This window comes from Micromonospora polyrhachis, from assembly GCF_014203835.1.
In the GTDB taxonomy this organism is placed as follows: domain Bacteria; phylum Actinomycetota; class Actinomycetes; order Mycobacteriales; family Micromonosporaceae; genus Micromonospora_H; species Micromonospora_H polyrhachis.
In genome coordinates this window covers 527041-542201 of record NZ_JACHJW010000001.1, presented here as the reverse complement: position 1 = coordinate 542201, position 15161 = coordinate 527041, and the positions used below count along the sequence as shown (strand labels likewise).

The following is a 15161-nucleotide window of genomic DNA, read 5'->3' as shown; positions in this document are numbered from 1 at the left end:
ATGGTTGTCGGTCGGCTTCGCCGGCAGCCACGACCGCTACAACTTCGGTCCGTCCGGCACCGCTTCGGGTCTGTCCGGCCGGACCGGTCCGTCGGCAACCAAGAGCAAGCCGAGTTCACGTGAGGAGCGGTTTCATGTCGTACGTGTGGGTGGGAATGGTCGTCGTCGGACTCATTGGCCTGCTCAACCTGTTGCTGACCTTCGGGGTGATCCGCCGGCTGCGGGAGCACACCGAGCAGCTTTCCGAGTTGCGCCACGGCTCTGACATCATCCTGCCGGCCGGAGCCACGGTCGGCGAGTTCACGGCCGACACCATCGACGGTATACGGGTCTCCCGCGACGGGTTGGCCGGTCGTACGGTGGTCTCGTTCTTCTCTCCGCACTGCGCCCCCTGCCGGGAGCGGATGCCGGAGTTCATCGAGTACGCGGGCACCGCGCCCGGCGGTCGGTCACAGGTGCTGGCGGTCGTGGTCGGTACGCCGGCGGATGCCGTCGAAGCGGTCACCGCGCTCACCCCGGTGGCCCAGGTCGTGGTGGAGCCCGATGGCGGAGCGGTCTCCCGGGCGTTCGCGATCAACGGTTTCCCCGCCCTCTGCCTGGTCGACGAGCGGGGCACGGTGCTGGCCAGCGGATCCACCCTGGACGAGCTGCCGTCGACCGTTGTCGCCTGAACTGGTGATCATGGACGGCAGCGCACCGGTCACGACCCGTCTCGGAGGTCGGAAGTCGCTGGTCGCGGCGACCACAGCCGCCCGTCTCACCTGGCAGGCCGCGCCCCTGGCCACCCTCGCGTACGGGCTGGTCGCGCTGGCGGCGGCCGGTGTCCCGGTCGCGACCGCCTGGCTGTTGAAGCTGGTCATCGACCGGCTAACCGCCGGGGGCGCCGGACTGTCCGGTCTGGCGGTGCTGCTGGCGTTGGCCGGAGTGACGATGGCGATGCTGCCCCGGCTCGGCGACTATCTGCGCGCGGAGATCGATCGGGCCGTCGCGCTGGTCGCCGAGGACCGGTTGTACGGGGCGGTGGAGCGGTTCGTCGGGCTGGTCAAGTTCGAGGATCCGGTCTTCCTGGACCGGCTGCGGCTGGCCCAACAGGGGGCGGCGACCCCTGCCCAGGTGGTGGAGGCCGGCTTTGGTCTGCTGCGGGGCGCGGTCACGCTCGTCGGTTTCGTCGGCTCGTTGAGCCTGTTGAGTCCGATGATCACGTTGTTGGTGCTGTTGACCGCCGTACCCGTGCTGGCCGCCGAGCTGGCGCTGGCTCGGCGGCGGGCCGGGGTGCTGTGGCAGATCGGTCCGACCGAACGCCGGGAGATGTTCTACCGGGGCCTGTTGGACAGCGTCCACGCGGCCAAGGAGATCAGGCTGTTCGGGGTGGGGGGTTTCCTTCGGGGGCGGATGCTCTCCGAACGGCGTACCGCCAATCGGGCCCGGCGCCGGGTCGATCAGCGGGTGCTGGTGGTTCAGGGCGGGTTGGCGGGGCTCGGGGCAGTGGTGTCGGGTGCCGCCCTGATCTGGGCCATCCAGGCGGCGCGGTCGAACCAACTCAGCGTGGGTGACGTGTCGATGGTGATCGCCGCCGTCGCCGGGGTGCAGAGCGGGATAAATGCCCTGGTCAACGCGGTGGCGCAGGCGCACGAGCAGTTGCTGTTGTTCGACCACTACGTCTCGGTGGTCGACGCCGAACCGGATCTTCCGGTGCCGGCCCGACCGGTCGAGTTGCCGCTGCTGCGCGACGGCATCGAGTTCCACGATGTGTGGTTCCGCTACGGCGACGAGCATCCCTGGGTGCTGCGCGGCCTCAACCTGCGCATTCCAGCGGGGATGGCGACCGGCATGGTCGGGCTCAACGGGGCGGGTAAGAGCACCATCGTGAAACTGCTCTGCCGCTTCTACGACCCCACGCGGGGGGCGATCACCTGGGACGGTGTCGATCTTCGTACGGTCGATGCCGCCCAGCTGCGTCAGCGTATCGGTGCGGTCTTCCAGGACTTCATGGAGTACGACCTCACCGCCCGGGAGAACGTCGCCCTGGGGGACCTGTCGGTGCTCGACGACCCGGAACGTCTGCACACCGCCGCCCGCCGGGCCGGAGTCCACGATCTGCTCAGTTCGCTGCCGCGCGGTTACGACACCCTGTTGACCCGACTGTTCTTCGGCGAGTCCGACCAGGGCGACCCGGAAACCGGGATTCGTCTCTCCGGCGGTCAGTGGCAGCGGGTGGCGCTGGCCCGGGCCTTTCTGCGCGACCGAGGTGACCTGATGATCCTCGACGAGCCGAGCGCGGGACTGGACGCGGAGGCCGAGCACGAACTGCACACCCGGCTGCGCCAGCACCGGGAAGGCCGTACCAGCGTGCTCGTCTCGCATCGGCTCGGTGCGATCCGGGCGGCGGACCGGATAGTGGTGGTCGCCGACGGGACCGTCGTCGAACAGGGCGGGCACGAGGTACTGCTGGCGGCGGAGGGGGCCTACGCCCGCCTGTTCCGTCTCCAGGCCGCCGGCTATCAGCTCGATTCGGATCCGGCGTCCGACCCGGGCCGAGTCGACCATCAAGATTCGATAACTATCGATTAAGGTCGAGTCGTAGAGGTCGGATAGATCGTCTAGCGTAAATGGATCCCTTGACGATGTCCTGAGAGCGGAGGAAGACATGGTTCGACTCGTCGGAGCCATCAGCGACCGGATTCTGGGCCTGATCGTCCCGAGGGTGACCGCGTCGGCGGCCACCTGCACCCCCAACTCGTGGTGGTGGGGCTCCTACTGTTACTGCTCGGGTGAGCGGCCCTACTACACCCGGTGCGTGTGCGACTCCAGCGGCAACAAGTACACCTGCACCTGCACCTACCGGTCCGGTATCGGCACCTGCTGAACCGACTTCTCCACCCCGGCTGCGGTGGTGGTCGCGGCGAGTGGATCGACGTGACCACCCCCGCCTGCCCGCCGGGCGTTCCACCTGACACCGAAGGCTCCGAGGCGAGGGCGGCATAGCCGGTCAATGCCGGTGTTCTATGCCACCCGTTGGCAGGCGGTACTGCCCGCGTTCCGGCCAGTGCAGCGGCGCGTCGAGCAGATTCTCCAGCGGCACACCGGTGAGCAGGTGGTCGAATGCCCACCGGTTGGCGGTGTGGGCGACCACCAGCACCCGTCGCCCATCCCACGCCGCCGCCAGATCGCGCAGGAACCCCCGGGTCTGGTCGACCACCTGACGGTAGCTCTGCCCACGCGGGAATGGCTGGTCGAGGTGGCGTGACCGGAGGGGGGCGAACTCGGCCACCGGCATACCGTCGAAGTCTCCGTAGTCACACTCGCGCAACCGGGTGTCCCGGTGGACCGGGATGCCCCGGTGCGGAAAGGCGATCTCCACGGTCTGCACCACGCTGTCCAGGTCGGAACAGAACACCCCGGTGATGCCGTCGGCCCGGTGCCGCTCACCGAGTTGCCGGGCACGACTACGGCCGTACGCGGAGAGCACCCCCGAACGCCAGCCGCTGATCCGACCGGCCTCCTCGTCGGTGGTCGGTGCGGGAGGCTCGAAGACGATGTCGACCGCCACCCCGACAGCTTGCCCGACATCCGGCCTACCCGCCCGGCGTACCGCCGGTGAGCCGGAGCAGGCCGAACATCATTCGCGGACGAAACAGAACGGGTGCCCGGCCGGGTCGGCGTAGACCCGCCATCCCCGGGCGGGGTCCCCCGCATCGAGCAAGGTGGCCCCGGCCGCGAGCACCTCCCGCTCGGCCGCGTCCAGGTCGGGTACGCCCAGGTCGAGGTGGAACTGTTGGGGACGGGTGGGGTCGGGCCACCGGGGCGGCCGGTGTTCCGCCACCCGTTGGAACGCCAGCACCAGGCCGGCGCCGGTGTGCAGCGTGGCCCAGTCGTCGTCCAGGCTCCACCGCCGGTCGGGCTGGTTGACCGTACCGCCGAGCAGGGACCGGTAGAAGTGCGCCAGTTTGGCGACGTCGGAACAGTCCAGTACCACGCATTGCAGGGCCGCGATCACATCCGGTCCCTTCCCGGTTGGCTGGCACGTCGACCATCGTGACTTCGGCCATCCCCGGCTAACCAGCGGGCTGACCAGGTCATAAGGTTAGCCGAACCTAATGCGAGAGGGCGAGATCAAGTGACCACCGTTGCGGTCCAGTCGGCCGGGCTGGAGACAAGTCCGCCCCGGCGTGACCGCCGCCGACTGGCCGTCGCGGTCGGGGCGCTGGCGTTGCTCGGGCTGGCGGTACTGGCGAGCTTCGCCATCGGCAGCAAGCCGCTCTCCCCGGCGCAGGTCTGGCACGCCCTCGTCGCGGCGGACGGCAGCGAGGCCAGCATCATCATCTGGGAACTACGCATGCCCCGTACGGCCATCGGGCTCGTCGTCGGGGCGGCGCTGGCGGTCTCCGGTGTGCTGTTGCAGGCCCTGACCCGTAACCCACTCGCGGAACCCCGGATCATGGGCATCAGCGCCGGTGCCTCACTCGGCGTGGTCGTCGCCATCGCGGTCTTCGGCGTCGGAACTCTCGCCGGGTACGTCTGGTTCGGTATCGCCGGTGCCCTCGTTGCCGGCCTGCTCGTCTTCGGTATCGCCAACCGGACCCGCGACGGTGCCAATCCGGTGACCCTCGCCCTGGTCGGCGTCGCCATGGACGCGAGCTTCGGCGCGATCGTGGTCGCCCTGCTCAGCATCGATGCCCGCACCTTCGAGGAATACCGGTTCTGGGTGGTCGGTGGAATCGCCGGCCGGGACGCCACCGTCGCCGCTCAGGTCGTCCCCTTCGCTTTGGTCGGGCTGATGCTTGCCGCCGTGGCCGCCCGGGGCCTGGACGCCCTGGCCCTCGGCGACGACGTCGCCCGGGGACTGGGACACCGGGTCGGGCTGGTACGCCTCAGCGGCGGTGCCGCCGCCGTGCTGCTCATCGGGGCGGGGGTCGCGGCGGCCGGTCCGATCGCCTTCGTCGGGCTCGCCGTGCCGCACCTCGCCCGTGCCCTGGTCGGCACCGACCACCGATGGACCCTGCTCGTCTCCGGCCTGCTCGGGCCGGTGCTGCTGCTCGCCGCCGACATCATCGGGCGGCTGATCGCCCCGCCCGGCGAGATCCCGGCCGGCATCGTCACCGCCCTGATCGGAGCGCCCCTGTTGGTGATCATGGTCCGTCGAGCCCGCGTGGTGACCTCATGACCACACTTCGCGAACGTACCGCCGACCGGGCTTTGGCCGTCACGACGGCATCGACCACGCGGCCCGGAAACCGAACCCTGCTCCGGCTCGGCCGGGCCAGCCTGCTCGTTCGCCGCCGATCCGTGTTCGTGGCGGTCGGACTGCTGGTCGTACTCTTCGCCGCCATGGTGCTGAGTCTGTCCCTGGGCACCCCGTACGTCGCTCCGGTCGACGTACTACGCTCGCTCTCCGGTGCCGGCACCCCGTACGACCTGGTCGTGCTCGACCTGCGGCTGCCCCGCATCGTCCTCGCGGTCGTGGCCGGGGCCGCCTTCGGCATTGCCGGCACCCTGATCCAGAGCGTTTCCCGCAACGCGCTGGCCAGCCCGGACATCATCGGCATCACCCAGGGCGCCGGCCTGGCCGCCACCATCGCGCTGACCACCGGAGTCGCCGCCGCCCTGGTCGCACCCGCCGCCCTGGCCGGTGGCCTGTTCGCCGCCGCCGCACTGCTGGCGCTGGGCTCCAAACACGGTCTGGCCGCCCAGCGGTTCGTCCTGGCCGGGGTCGCCGTCGCGATGGCGCTGCGCGCACTGACCGAGGTGGTGCTCCTCTCCGCCGACCCGATCGACGGGATGCGGGCGCAGATCTGGCTTGTCGGCACCCTCGCCGGCAAAGGGTGGACCGAGGCGACGTACATCGCGATCACCCTCGTGGTGCTGCTGCCGGTGCTGCTCTGGGCCGGCTGGGCGTTGAACAGCAGCGCGCTCGACGACGACACGGCCCGCGGCCTCGGCCTGCGGCCCACCGCCCGGCGGGTCGGCCTGGCCACCACCGGTGTCCTTGCCGCCGCGTCGGTCACCGCCCAGGTCGGCGCGGTGGATTTCGTGGCCCTGGTGGCCCCCCAGGTCGCTCGGCGGCTGGTCCGGGCGGAACGCCCCCCACTGGTCTGCGCCGCACTGGTCGGCGCGGTGCTGGTCGTGCTGGCCGACCTCGCCGGTCGGCGGCTGTTCGCCCCGACCCAACTGCCGGCCGGGGTGCTCACCGCAGCCATCGGGGGCCCATACCTGATCTTCCTGCTGGTCCGTGGCCGACGGAGGGCTGCCTGATGTGGGCGACGGAAGGTCGCCTGATGGCGCTGCTGGAAGGTCACCTGATGAGTCCCGTCACCGTCCGGAGGAACCCGTGAAGCTCTCCACGCGCGACCTCGTCGTCGGTTACGACGATCGGATCGTCATCGACGGACTCGACGTCGAACTGCCGTCGGGCGCCTTCACCGTCATCGTCGGTCCCAACGCCTGCGGCAAGTCCACCCTGCTCCGCACCATGGCCCGGCTACTCACCCCGAGTCAGGGCACCGTGCTGTTGGACGGTACGGCGATCCGGGAACTGCCGACCAGGGAGGTGGCCCGGCGGCTGGGCGTCCTGCCGCAGAGTCCGCTCGTGCCGGAGGGAGTCACCGTTGCCGACCTGGTCGGCCGCGGCCGGCAGCCCTACCAGCGGTGGTGGCGGCAGTGGTCGGCCCAGGACGGGGCGGCGGTGGCCGAGGCGATGGCCCTGGCCAACGTCGACGGCCTCGCCGACCGGCCGGTGGACACCCTCTCCGGCGGACAGCGGCAACGGGTCTGGATCGCGATGACCCTGGCCCAGGAGACCGAGGCGTTGCTGCTCGACGAGCCGACCACCTTCCTCGACCTGGCCCACCAGGTGGAGATCCTGGATCTGCTGCACCAGTTGCGGGTCGACCGCGGCCGTACCGTGGTGGCCGTCCTGCACGACCTCAACCAGGCGGCCCGCTACGCCGACCACCTGATCGCCATGCGCGGCGGTGTGGTGGTCGCGGCCGGTGCGCCCCGCGAGATCCTTACCGCGGACCTGGTCCGTGACGTCTTCGGGCTCGACTGTGTGGTCGTGCCCTGCCCGGTGACCGGGGCGCCGATGGTCGTCCCCACGCTCACCACACCATCCCTGATGAAAGACATCCCAGGAGCTTGAATGTCAAGCAGCGGCCTTGGTGAGGTGATGCGACCAGGCGGTCGCCTCGTCGTAGAGGCTGCCGGTTTTGAGGCATCCGTGCAGGATGCCGACGAGCCGGTTGGCGAGTTGCCGCAGCGCGGCGTTGTAGCTAGTGCCGCGGGCGCGTTGCCGGTCGTAGTAGGCGCGGGCACCCGGCGAGGTCGTCAGTGCGGTGAACGCCTGGGTCATCAGCGCGTCGATGAGCCGGTCGTTGTGGACAAACCGGGCAGCGACGGTCTTCTTCTTGCCGGACGCACGGGTGATCGGGCTGGTCGCGGCGTAGTTCTTGCGGGCCTTGGCCGAGGCGTACCGGTCGTGGTCGTCACCGAACTCAGCGAGCACCCGGGCGCCGAGGACGACACCGAGTCCGGGCTGGGACAGGATGATCTCAGCATCCGGGTGCTGGCCAAAATGGGCCTCGACCTGCCCTTGCAGGGTCTTGACCTGCTCGTTGAGGGTGGCCAGCAGCGCGACCAGGGCACGCACCGACACGGCGTACGCGGCGGTGACCAGGGCCGGCTGGCCGAGGTGCTCGGCGCGCAGGACGGCCTGGATCGCGGCAGCCTTCGTCGGGATGTCACGGCGGCGGGCGCGTTTGAGGGCCGCGCTGATCTGGCTGATACTCAGCCTCGCGGCGCTCGCCGGGTCGGGTGCCTTCGCAAGCAGTTCCAGGGTGTCGGCGGCGTCGAGGTCCTCGAACGCTGCGAGGGCGGCGGGGAAGTACTCCCGCAACGCGTGCCGCAGCCGCTGCCCGGCCCGGGTGCGTTCCCAGATCAGCGTCTTGTGTGTCCGGGTAACGACCTTGACCGCCTCGGCCTCGGCGCTGTCCCCGGCGACCGGGCGCAGTTGGTGCGAGTCGGTGCGCACCATGTCGGCCAGCATGTGCGCGTCGGCCGTGTCGCTCTTGGCACCGGACACGCCGAGCCGTTCCCGATAGCGGGCCGCCTGCAACGGATTGACCGCGTACACCGTGTATCCGGCGGCGACCAGCGCCTGGACCCACGGCCCCCGGTCGGTCTCGATACCGATCTTCACCCGCGCGGCAATGTCGGCGGTGTCGGCGGGGTCGTCGCCGAACCATTGGCCGATCATCGCGTGCAGCCGGGTGATCCCCGTGACGCCCTCGGGCAGCCGAGCCTTGGCCAACCGGCGGCCGGAAGCATCCATCAGCTCGACGTCGTGGTGGTCCTCCGCCCAGTCATCTCCCACGAACAGCAACACGTCTCCCACCTGTCGAATCGATCACCTCCGGTAGCCAGGAGGAGAACCATCAGCGACCTAATGAAGCAGTGCTCACGCCGCAACCGGACGGGCACGACATCCCATCAGCGATCAACTCTCCACACCGACCAGCCAGGGCACGATCTTTCATCAGGACTCGATGTCCAGGAACGACGAGTGCTCACCAACTGGCGGCTACCTACCCACCAGGAGTTTGCCGGATGGCTCACTCCCAGAACTCATTAGGAACATCATGCGCCGTCTCGCCACCGCCATCGCCGCGGTCGTCGCGGTCGGTGTCGGCCTGACCGGATGCGCCGAGAGCGATCCGGTCGCCGGGTCCGACACGGCGGAAACCCATTCGATCACGCACGCCATGGGCGCCACGTCGGTGCCGGTCAACCCCAAGCGGGTCGTGGTGCTCGACACCGACAAGATCGATACTGCGCTGTCGCTGGGCGTCGTGCCGGTGGGCGCGGCCCGGGCCGGTGAGGCCAAGGGCTGGCCGACCTACTTCGGAGACCAGCTCACCCCGATCAAGGAGGTCGGTGTCCTCACCGAGCCCGACCTGGAGGCGATCACCGCACTCAAGCCGGACCTGATCCTGGGCAGCAAGTTCCGCCAGGAGAAGTTCTACGACGAGCTGTCCAAGATCGCCCCGACCGTCTTCACCGAGAAGGTGGGCATCACCTGGAAGGAGAACTTCCTCCTCGACGGTAAGGCGCTGGGCAAGGACCAGCAGGCTCGTGACCTGCTGGCCGCGTACGAGAAGCGGGCCAAGGACCTGGGCGCGAAGCTCGGCGACCCGACGGCGCGGAAGATCTCCATCGTCCGCTTCATGCCGGCCGAGATCCGGGTGTACGGGCCGGACTCGTTCTCCGGCATCGTCGTGGGTGACGTCGGCCTCGGTCGTCCGGAGCGTCAGCTGCTGGCCGACAAGGAGGACAAGCGGATGGACAAGGTCAGCCCGGAGCGGATCGCCGAGGTCGACGGCGACATCATCTTCGTCGCCGCGTACGGCGAGAAGGCCGCTGCCGAGCAGGCGAAGGTCACCGGCGGCACCCTGTGGAAGAACCTGTCCGCGGTGAAGGCCGGCAAGTCGCACGTGGTGCCGGACGAGATCTGGATGACGGGTATCGGTGTCACCGCCGCCGGCAAGATCCTCGACGATCTGGAGAAGTACCTGACCGCGGCGTGACCGCTTCGCAAGAGCCCGTGTTCTCCCGGAATGGGTGGTTGTTCCTCACGGAACGGCCACCCATTCCGAGTTGGGCGGGCTGGTGGGGTTCCAGGGCGGGCCACCGACGCTTCGCACACCCGTGTCTCGTACGCCGTCAGATGCGTCGTCCACCGGTCCCGCCCCGGGCCCGACGCAGCATCTCGTCACCAGCGGATACGTAGGATTCGAAGAGTTCGGTGACGTCGGTCAGCCGGTCGCGGGCCCGCTCGTCCTCGGCGAGGTCACCACCCTCGCGGAGGATCCGGATGAGGGCTCTGGACCGTTCGTGACTGGCGGCGAGCAGTTGCTCGAAGCCGCCGGTGGCCTCGACGAGCAGGCGCCGACTGCCCGGCTGGGGGATGGTGCGCGCCAGCCCCCACGCGGTCAGTTCGCGGACGGAGGTGCTCACGGTGCCCTTGCTCAGTCCGAGTGCTGAGCCGAGAGTGTCCAGCGAGGTCGGCGCGGAGTGCAGCAGCAGGTGGCCGTAGATCCGCCCGGTGGTCCGCGAGAGGTTCCAGGACGCGAGTAGGTCGCCCATGGCCGTGATGAAGGCTGTCCGGTCGTCGTCGGTGGTCATCTGGTCGACCCGCCCCCAATCCCCCCAGTGTCCCGCTCCCAGCCGTCGAGAAGAGCGCGGATGGTGTGCGTCGTCGTGTCCGGCGCGTCCAGGGTGACCAGGTGTCCGGCGTCGGGGATGACCCGCTCGGTCGTTCCCTCGGCGACGGCCCAGCGTGGCATCGCCGTCGCGATGTTACCGGTGCGGTCGCGCCCACCCCGGATGAGCCCGAGCGGTACGGGGGTGCGATAGCCAGGCTCGGGCGCGACGAGCGACGCGGTCGCCCGCCAGACGTCGAGGAAGAGCGCCTTGGGCATCCGGCCGAACGTTGCCTCCGCCTCGGCGATGCCGACCGGGGTGACGGCGGATGCGCGTGCCATCAGCCCCGGTAGCCGGGATGCCGGGATGAGGGCGAGCGACGGGGCCGCGAGACCGAGGAGAAACCGTTCCAGCCTGGTGAGCGGGCCGGCGTTCCAGGTCGAGCCGACGACGATGAGCGCGCCCACGCGACCGGGCAGTCGGCGGACCAGCGCCTGCGAGATGTTCCCGCCGAGGGAGTGACCGACGAGGACCGGACGGTCGAGCGCGAGGTGGTCGAGGAGCGCCGCGAGGTCGTCCATGGCCGCCGTCGCGTCGAACCGTACCCCTGGGGCGAGCGTGGAGACGCCGTGTCCGCGCAGATCCCAGCGCACCACCCGATACCCGGCCGCATGCAGCGCGGTGGCCTGCGCGTCGAACATTCGATGATCCATGCCGGCCCCGTGGGTGAACACGATCGGCCAGCGCTCACCGCCGGAGTCCTCGTAGTGAAGCTTGCTCCCGGCGCGTTCGAGGGCCCGACCCAGATTTATCATTTTCAGAATCTAGCAAATTTACTACCGGTCTCCACGCCTTCTCGCTGGAGTACATGGGGTGGTGCGTGCGGTCACACCTGCACAAACGCGGAGGACGGGCGGCTGCCCATCGGTGGACAGTCACCCATCCTCCGTAGGCGGGTGCTTCGGCGAAGCCGGCTGGGTCAGGCGGCGGTGGACCAGATGGCGGAGAAGGCGGCGGCCTCACCGGCCAGCCAACTCTCCACCTGCTCGGGCTTGACGCCGGGATCGCGACGGTGGGTCACGCCCCGCCGCAGGTCGACCAGGACCGGCTCGGCGTGCGGGAGTACCTGGTCCATGTGCCGGCCCATCAGGTGCAGGGTGGCCAGCACTGTCTCGTCACTCGGGGTGGACTCGTCGAAGTGCAGTCGTACGGCCTCGGCGTGGCCGTCCTCGTAGCGCACCCCGAAGTGTGGGTTGACCTTCACCGGTAGGCCGCCGAGCAGGCCGAGCGTGTCTCGGGTCTGGGTGAGCTGGATCGCTGCCGGATCGCCGAGTGACTCCAGATAGCGCAGCGCGCCGGGCACCAGCGATGCGTAGAGCGGACGCCAGCGCGGCTTGACGATGTTGACCACGTCGGAGAGGTGGGTGCCACCGGTATGGAAGGCGATGTCGGTCTTCAGTGCCTTGACGAACTGGCCGTGCGGGTTGAAGCCGGAGCGGCTCGCTCGCTGTTTGCGCAGCCCTCCGACGAAGTTGGCCTTGGCGGGGCCGGTGCGGTCGACGTAACGGGTGAAGCCGAGCAGGGTGGCGTAGGGCAGCGGGGTGGGGGAGGTTGGGGCGGCGGAGACGGGCGCGGTCACGGCTGTCCTCCCAGTTCAGGAGCTAGATTAGTACACACATTCTAATCGACTGGCGCCGCTTCGCCCAGCCCAAAAGGGACGTTCTGGATGTGCCGTCCGGATGAAGGTGGCCGCGTCCGGCTGAAGTTGGCCACTACGTGGCCAGCGTCCGCGCGAAGCTGGCCAGCAAGCAGGTCCACGCGTCACAACACCGACCGCGAAGACGACGGCCCAACGGAATAGGCCAGGTTGGCCCGGACCACTCTCGGACTGCGGGTCCGGGCCGACTTGGCCACCCCAAGGTCGACGCCATAAGCAGTGGCCAACTTTGAGCGGACCGGACAAACGCGGGTGTTGTCCCGTCCGGACGAAGTTGGCACCGACATTCGATGGCGCCGCGAGTTCGAGGGCTACAGAAAGTGCCAGGTAGGCCCGGACAAGACGGCGCCTGACCGTCCGGGCTACCTGACACCAACGCAGGTCGCAGACGACAGCCGGTGCCACCTCCAGGTGGATCGGACAGGTGTGATAGGGCTCGATTGTTTACGTCATGCTGTTGGAGTGACCACCAGCGATAAGGCGAACGGGCAGCGCACTCGGTTGGACTGGCCCGGACGGCTCTCAGGGGTGTTCCTTGGCGCGGCCAGCGGCATGGGCATCAACCTTCTGAGCAACGACGTCGGATACCGGGGTGTGGCCGCCGCGACGGCGGCCGGCGTGGTTCCCTTGGTGGCCTCCTGGCTACGTCGGCTGCCGCCCCGGGCTCCCCTGGTCCGCTATGCGACCCGGATCCTGCTCACCCTGGCCCTGGCCGGGGCTGCCGTGGCCGCTCTCGGCCCGGTGTCATGGGGCGCGTACGCCATCCTGGCGGCAGCGGCCTTGGTGACCACCGCTGTTCTCACCTCCAACGATACCCACGCCGCCAGCATCCTGATGGCGGGAGCAGCGATCATCGGCATCGGCATAGCGATCATCGGCACCAGCATCGAGTACCTGGCCGACAGCAGAACCGTGCGCGACACAGCAACCATCGTCGGCGAAGTAGCAAACATCGGCTTCTGGGTAGCGGTCATCGGCCTCGGCATCGCGGTCCTGGCCGACAACAGACTCCTACGCGGCACAGCAACCATCGGCATCGGCGTAGCGAACATCGGCAACAGCATCGAGTACCTGGCCGACAGCAGAAGCGTGCGCGACACAGCAACCATCGTCGGCGAAGTAGCAAACATCGGCCTCGGGGTAGCGGTCATCGGCCTCGGCATCGCGGTCCTGGCCGACAACAGACTCCTACGCGGCACAGCAACCATCGGCATCGGCGTAGCGAGCATCGGCTTCGGCATCGCGGCCCTAGCCGACAACAGACTCCTACGCGGCACAGCAACCATCGGCATCGGCGTAGCGAGCATCGGCTTCGGCATCTCGGTCCTGGCCGACAGCAGACTCCTACGCGGCACAGCAATCATCGGCATCGGGGGAGGGGTCGTCGGCTTCGGCATCGCGCTCCTGGGCCGCGAGCCACTCCTAAACAGCACAGCAATCATCGGCATCGGGGGAGGGGTAGTCGGCTTCGGCATCTCGGTCCTGGTCGACAGCAGACTCCTACGCGGCACAGCAATCATCGGCATCGGGGGAGGGGTCGTCGGCTTCGGCATCGCGCTCCTGGTCGACGACGAGTCACTACCACTCCTACTCGGCACAGCAATCATCGGCATCGGGGGAGGGGTCGTCGGCCTCGGCATCGCCTTCCTGGCGCCAAAATTTGACTTCAAGAAACGACTACGGGATTGGGTCGTTCTCCTGACGCGAGATCCGGCGGGCGAAAAGTCCGCAGCAGAGGACCCGGACCGGGGCGGCACATCCTTCGACACCTAGCCCCTTGGCGTGCCACGGCCGCCTTGAGACCGCCGGTGATCGCGATTGGCGGCTGCTCGTTGCCGCTTGGAACCTCCCACCCCTCAACGTTCGCGAGATCCGGACACCCGACATCCCGCAGCCACTCGCGCAAGCCTCCGAGCCGGCCCTGGCCGCGCTTCTCGGCCTGTCGCGGCCGGACTCCGACCGGTTGTCATCTGCGAACGCTGAGTAGGATCAAGACGTGAGGATGAAGCTCGAATGCCGTTGACGAATCCGTGGCTCGCCGAACCCACACCAGCTCACCGATTGCCGCAGCAACGACTTGATGAACGCATCCTCAACCTGTTGTCCTCGCAGAACATGTGTGTGCTCGCCACCGCCGGGCCAGAAGGCCCGCTGGCCACACCGGTGCGCTACTACTCGCTCGACTTCGCGGTCATGTTCACTGCCGCGCCGCGGTCCCCGAAGTTGCGCAACATCGCCGCTGATCCGCGGGTCTCCGTGGGCATCTTCGCCCCGCTGGTCGGGCTGGCCAGCAGCCGCGGAGCACAGCTGTTGGGCGAAGCTCGAGTGCTGCCTCCCGAGCATCCCGAACGGGACCACTACTGGGACGCATTCCGCTGGGAGAACGAGCACGCCGAACGGGGCCGTTCACTCGGCGAACCGCCAAGCGACACCCTCGTGGTGATCGAGCCGGACCGGATCGTCTACACCGAGCACTGGCTTCGGCGCGAAGGGTTCGCAGCACGGCAGTTCTGGAAGCGGCCCCCGTTGGGCAAACCCAGCGAGGAAACGGCCAACTAAAACCGGACGGACGAACGGGAGCCGTCCGGGCCGAGTTGTTGCAGTCCTGGTCGACACCACGACTGCTGGCCAGCTACCTGCGGACCGGACACTGAACGTCAATCCGCTGATGGTTGGCCAGTCCGATCGCAGGTGCCAACAGATATCCAGCCGCCGCTGGCCCGGGCATGGGAACCAACCCTGACCCAACCTCTTGAACTAGTGCGAGCAGCAACCTCGCGGGCCACCCGCCTGTGGGTGGGTGGGCGGTCGACTCCGCGAGGTTCAGAAGCGCGTGTCGCGAAGGCCGACGCAGTCGTGTTTCCAGAACGCGTCGGAGTAGACGAACGTGCCGGTCGTCCAAGGCTCGTATGCGGGCAGCCGGACTACCTGGAAGGCCCCGTCGGGAATACGCAGCGACGGCTTACGGAAGCCGTGTTCGCCCGCAGGACCGAGCCAACACGGGAGTAGCACCCAGGGTCCCCCCTCAAGGAACACCAGCGGCACCCTCCGATTGTCGAGTTCCCGCAGGCCACGGCGAACCAGCGCGGTGCCGATACCACGACGCTGCCACTGCGGGACAACGGCGAGCGGGCTCAGAGAGGCAACCTCGACGCACGATGCCGCCGTGTCTGTCGCCGAAGGCGCGCCGGTGGATCGAGCGCACCGTCTGGCGGTCATCCGCACGTTCTTCCCGACGGAGCATGGCCGG

The 15161-nt window shown here is 68.8% G+C and carries 16 protein-coding genes; 9 read left to right on the top strand and 7 right to left on the bottom strand.

The window, feature by feature from the left end; all coding sequences use genetic code 11:
• Window positions 1-134 precede the first annotated feature (134 nt).
• The 3 genes from FHR38_RS02125 to FHR38_RS02115 all read left to right on the top strand — a co-directional run bounded on the left by FHR38_RS02125 (window position 135) and on the right by FHR38_RS02115 (window position 2866).
• On the top strand, window positions 135-671 hold the full coding sequence (locus tag FHR38_RS02125) for a TlpA family protein disulfide reductase (RefSeq protein ID WP_184532295.1): 537 nt from the start codon (window positions 135-137) through the stop codon (window positions 669-671).
• Window positions 661-2571: an ABC transporter ATP-binding protein gene (locus tag FHR38_RS32730; RefSeq protein ID WP_281384781.1), complete on the top strand. Its 1911-nt coding sequence runs from the start codon at window positions 661-663 to the stop codon at window positions 2569-2571. The genes FHR38_RS02125 and FHR38_RS32730 overlap by 11 nt, the downstream gene beginning before the upstream one ends.
• A 76-nt stretch (window positions 2572-2647) precedes the next feature.
• Window positions 2648-2866 (top strand): hypothetical protein, encoded by a 219-nt coding sequence (locus FHR38_RS02115; protein WP_184532293.1) that lies wholly within the window; start codon window positions 2648-2650, stop codon window positions 2864-2866.
• Between the two features lie 123 nt (window positions 2867-2989).
• Here FHR38_RS02115 and FHR38_RS02110 read toward each other — a convergent pair whose 3' ends face one another.
• On the bottom strand, window positions 2990-3550 hold the full coding sequence (locus FHR38_RS02110) for a histidine phosphatase family protein (protein ID WP_184532291.1): 561 nt from the start codon (window positions 3548-3550) through the stop codon (window positions 2990-2992).
• Window positions 3551-3619: 69 nt separating this feature from the next.
• Entirely contained in the window at window positions 3620-3997 is a 378-nt protein-coding gene (locus tag FHR38_RS02105; RefSeq protein WP_184532289.1) for a VOC family protein, read from the bottom strand.
• Between the two features lie 120 nt (window positions 3998-4117).
• Between FHR38_RS02105 and FHR38_RS02100 the strand changes: the two genes are divergently transcribed.
• From FHR38_RS02100 to FHR38_RS02090, 3 genes are all read left to right on the top strand, one after another.
• On the top strand, window positions 4118-5164 hold the full coding sequence (locus tag FHR38_RS02100; RefSeq protein ID WP_184532286.1) for a FecCD family ABC transporter permease: 1047 nt from the start codon (window positions 4118-4120) through the stop codon (window positions 5162-5164).
• Window positions 5161-6252, top strand: a complete 1092-nt coding sequence (locus FHR38_RS02095; RefSeq protein ID WP_246446252.1) for a FecCD family ABC transporter permease — start codon at window positions 5161-5163, stop codon at window positions 6250-6252. The genes FHR38_RS02100 and FHR38_RS02095 overlap by 4 nt, the downstream gene beginning before the upstream one ends.
• A gap of 76 nt (window positions 6253-6328) precedes the next feature.
• Window positions 6329-7138 (top strand): ABC transporter ATP-binding protein, encoded by an 810-nt coding sequence (locus FHR38_RS02090; RefSeq protein WP_184532284.1) that lies wholly within the window; start codon window positions 6329-6331, stop codon window positions 7136-7138.
• Window positions 7139-7141: 3 nt separating this feature from the next.
• Here FHR38_RS02090 and FHR38_RS02085 read toward each other — a convergent pair whose 3' ends face one another.
• Window positions 7142-8377, bottom strand: a complete 1236-nt coding sequence (locus FHR38_RS02085) for an IS110 family RNA-guided transposase (protein WP_184539125.1) — start codon at window positions 8375-8377, stop codon at window positions 7142-7144.
• Between the two features lie 256 nt (window positions 8378-8633).
• On the opposite strand from FHR38_RS02085, the gene FHR38_RS02080 reads away from it, so the two are divergent.
• Window positions 8634-9578 carry an ABC transporter substrate-binding protein gene (locus FHR38_RS02080; RefSeq protein ID WP_184532282.1) on the top strand — a complete coding sequence of 315 codons (945 nt, stop codon included), beginning with the start codon at window positions 8634-8636 and terminating at the stop codon, window positions 9576-9578.
• A 136-nt stretch (window positions 9579-9714) separates the two neighbouring features.
• Here the strand turns inward: FHR38_RS02080 and FHR38_RS02075 are convergent, their stop codons facing one another.
• From FHR38_RS02075 to FHR38_RS02065, 3 genes are all read right to left on the bottom strand, one after another.
• Window positions 9715-10176 carry a GbsR/MarR family transcriptional regulator gene (locus tag FHR38_RS02075; RefSeq protein WP_184532280.1) on the bottom strand — a complete coding sequence of 154 codons (462 nt, stop codon included), beginning with the start codon at window positions 10174-10176 and terminating at the stop codon, window positions 9715-9717.
• Complete coding sequence (locus FHR38_RS02070; RefSeq protein WP_184532278.1) at window positions 10173-11009, bottom strand: alpha/beta fold hydrolase; 837 nt, start codon at window positions 11007-11009, stop codon at window positions 10173-10175. Before FHR38_RS02070 ends, FHR38_RS02075 begins: the two co-directional genes overlap by 4 nt.
• A 164-nt stretch (window positions 11010-11173) precedes the next feature.
• Entirely contained in the window at window positions 11174-11833 is a 660-nt protein-coding gene (locus tag FHR38_RS02065; RefSeq protein WP_184532276.1) for a hypothetical protein, read from the bottom strand.
• A 297-nt stretch (window positions 11834-12130) separates the two neighbouring features.
• On the opposite strand from FHR38_RS02065, the gene FHR38_RS02060 reads away from it, so the two are divergent.
• Both FHR38_RS02060 and FHR38_RS02055 read left to right on the top strand, forming a co-directional pair.
• Window positions 12131-13684, top strand: coding sequence for a hypothetical protein (locus FHR38_RS02060; RefSeq protein ID WP_184532274.1), 1554 nt, complete (start codon window positions 12131-12133; stop codon window positions 13682-13684).
• A gap of 240 nt (window positions 13685-13924) precedes the next feature.
• Window positions 13925-14470 (top strand): pyridoxamine 5'-phosphate oxidase family protein, encoded by a 546-nt coding sequence (locus tag FHR38_RS02055; RefSeq protein WP_184532272.1) that lies wholly within the window; start codon window positions 13925-13927, stop codon window positions 14468-14470.
• A 264-nt stretch (window positions 14471-14734) separates the two neighbouring features.
• On the opposite strand, the gene FHR38_RS33465 is transcribed toward FHR38_RS02055, so the two are convergent.
• On the bottom strand, window positions 14735-15130 hold the full coding sequence (locus FHR38_RS33465; RefSeq protein WP_376771375.1) for a GNAT family N-acetyltransferase: 396 nt from the start codon (window positions 15128-15130) through the stop codon (window positions 14735-14737).
• Window positions 15131-15161 lie beyond the last annotated feature (31 nt).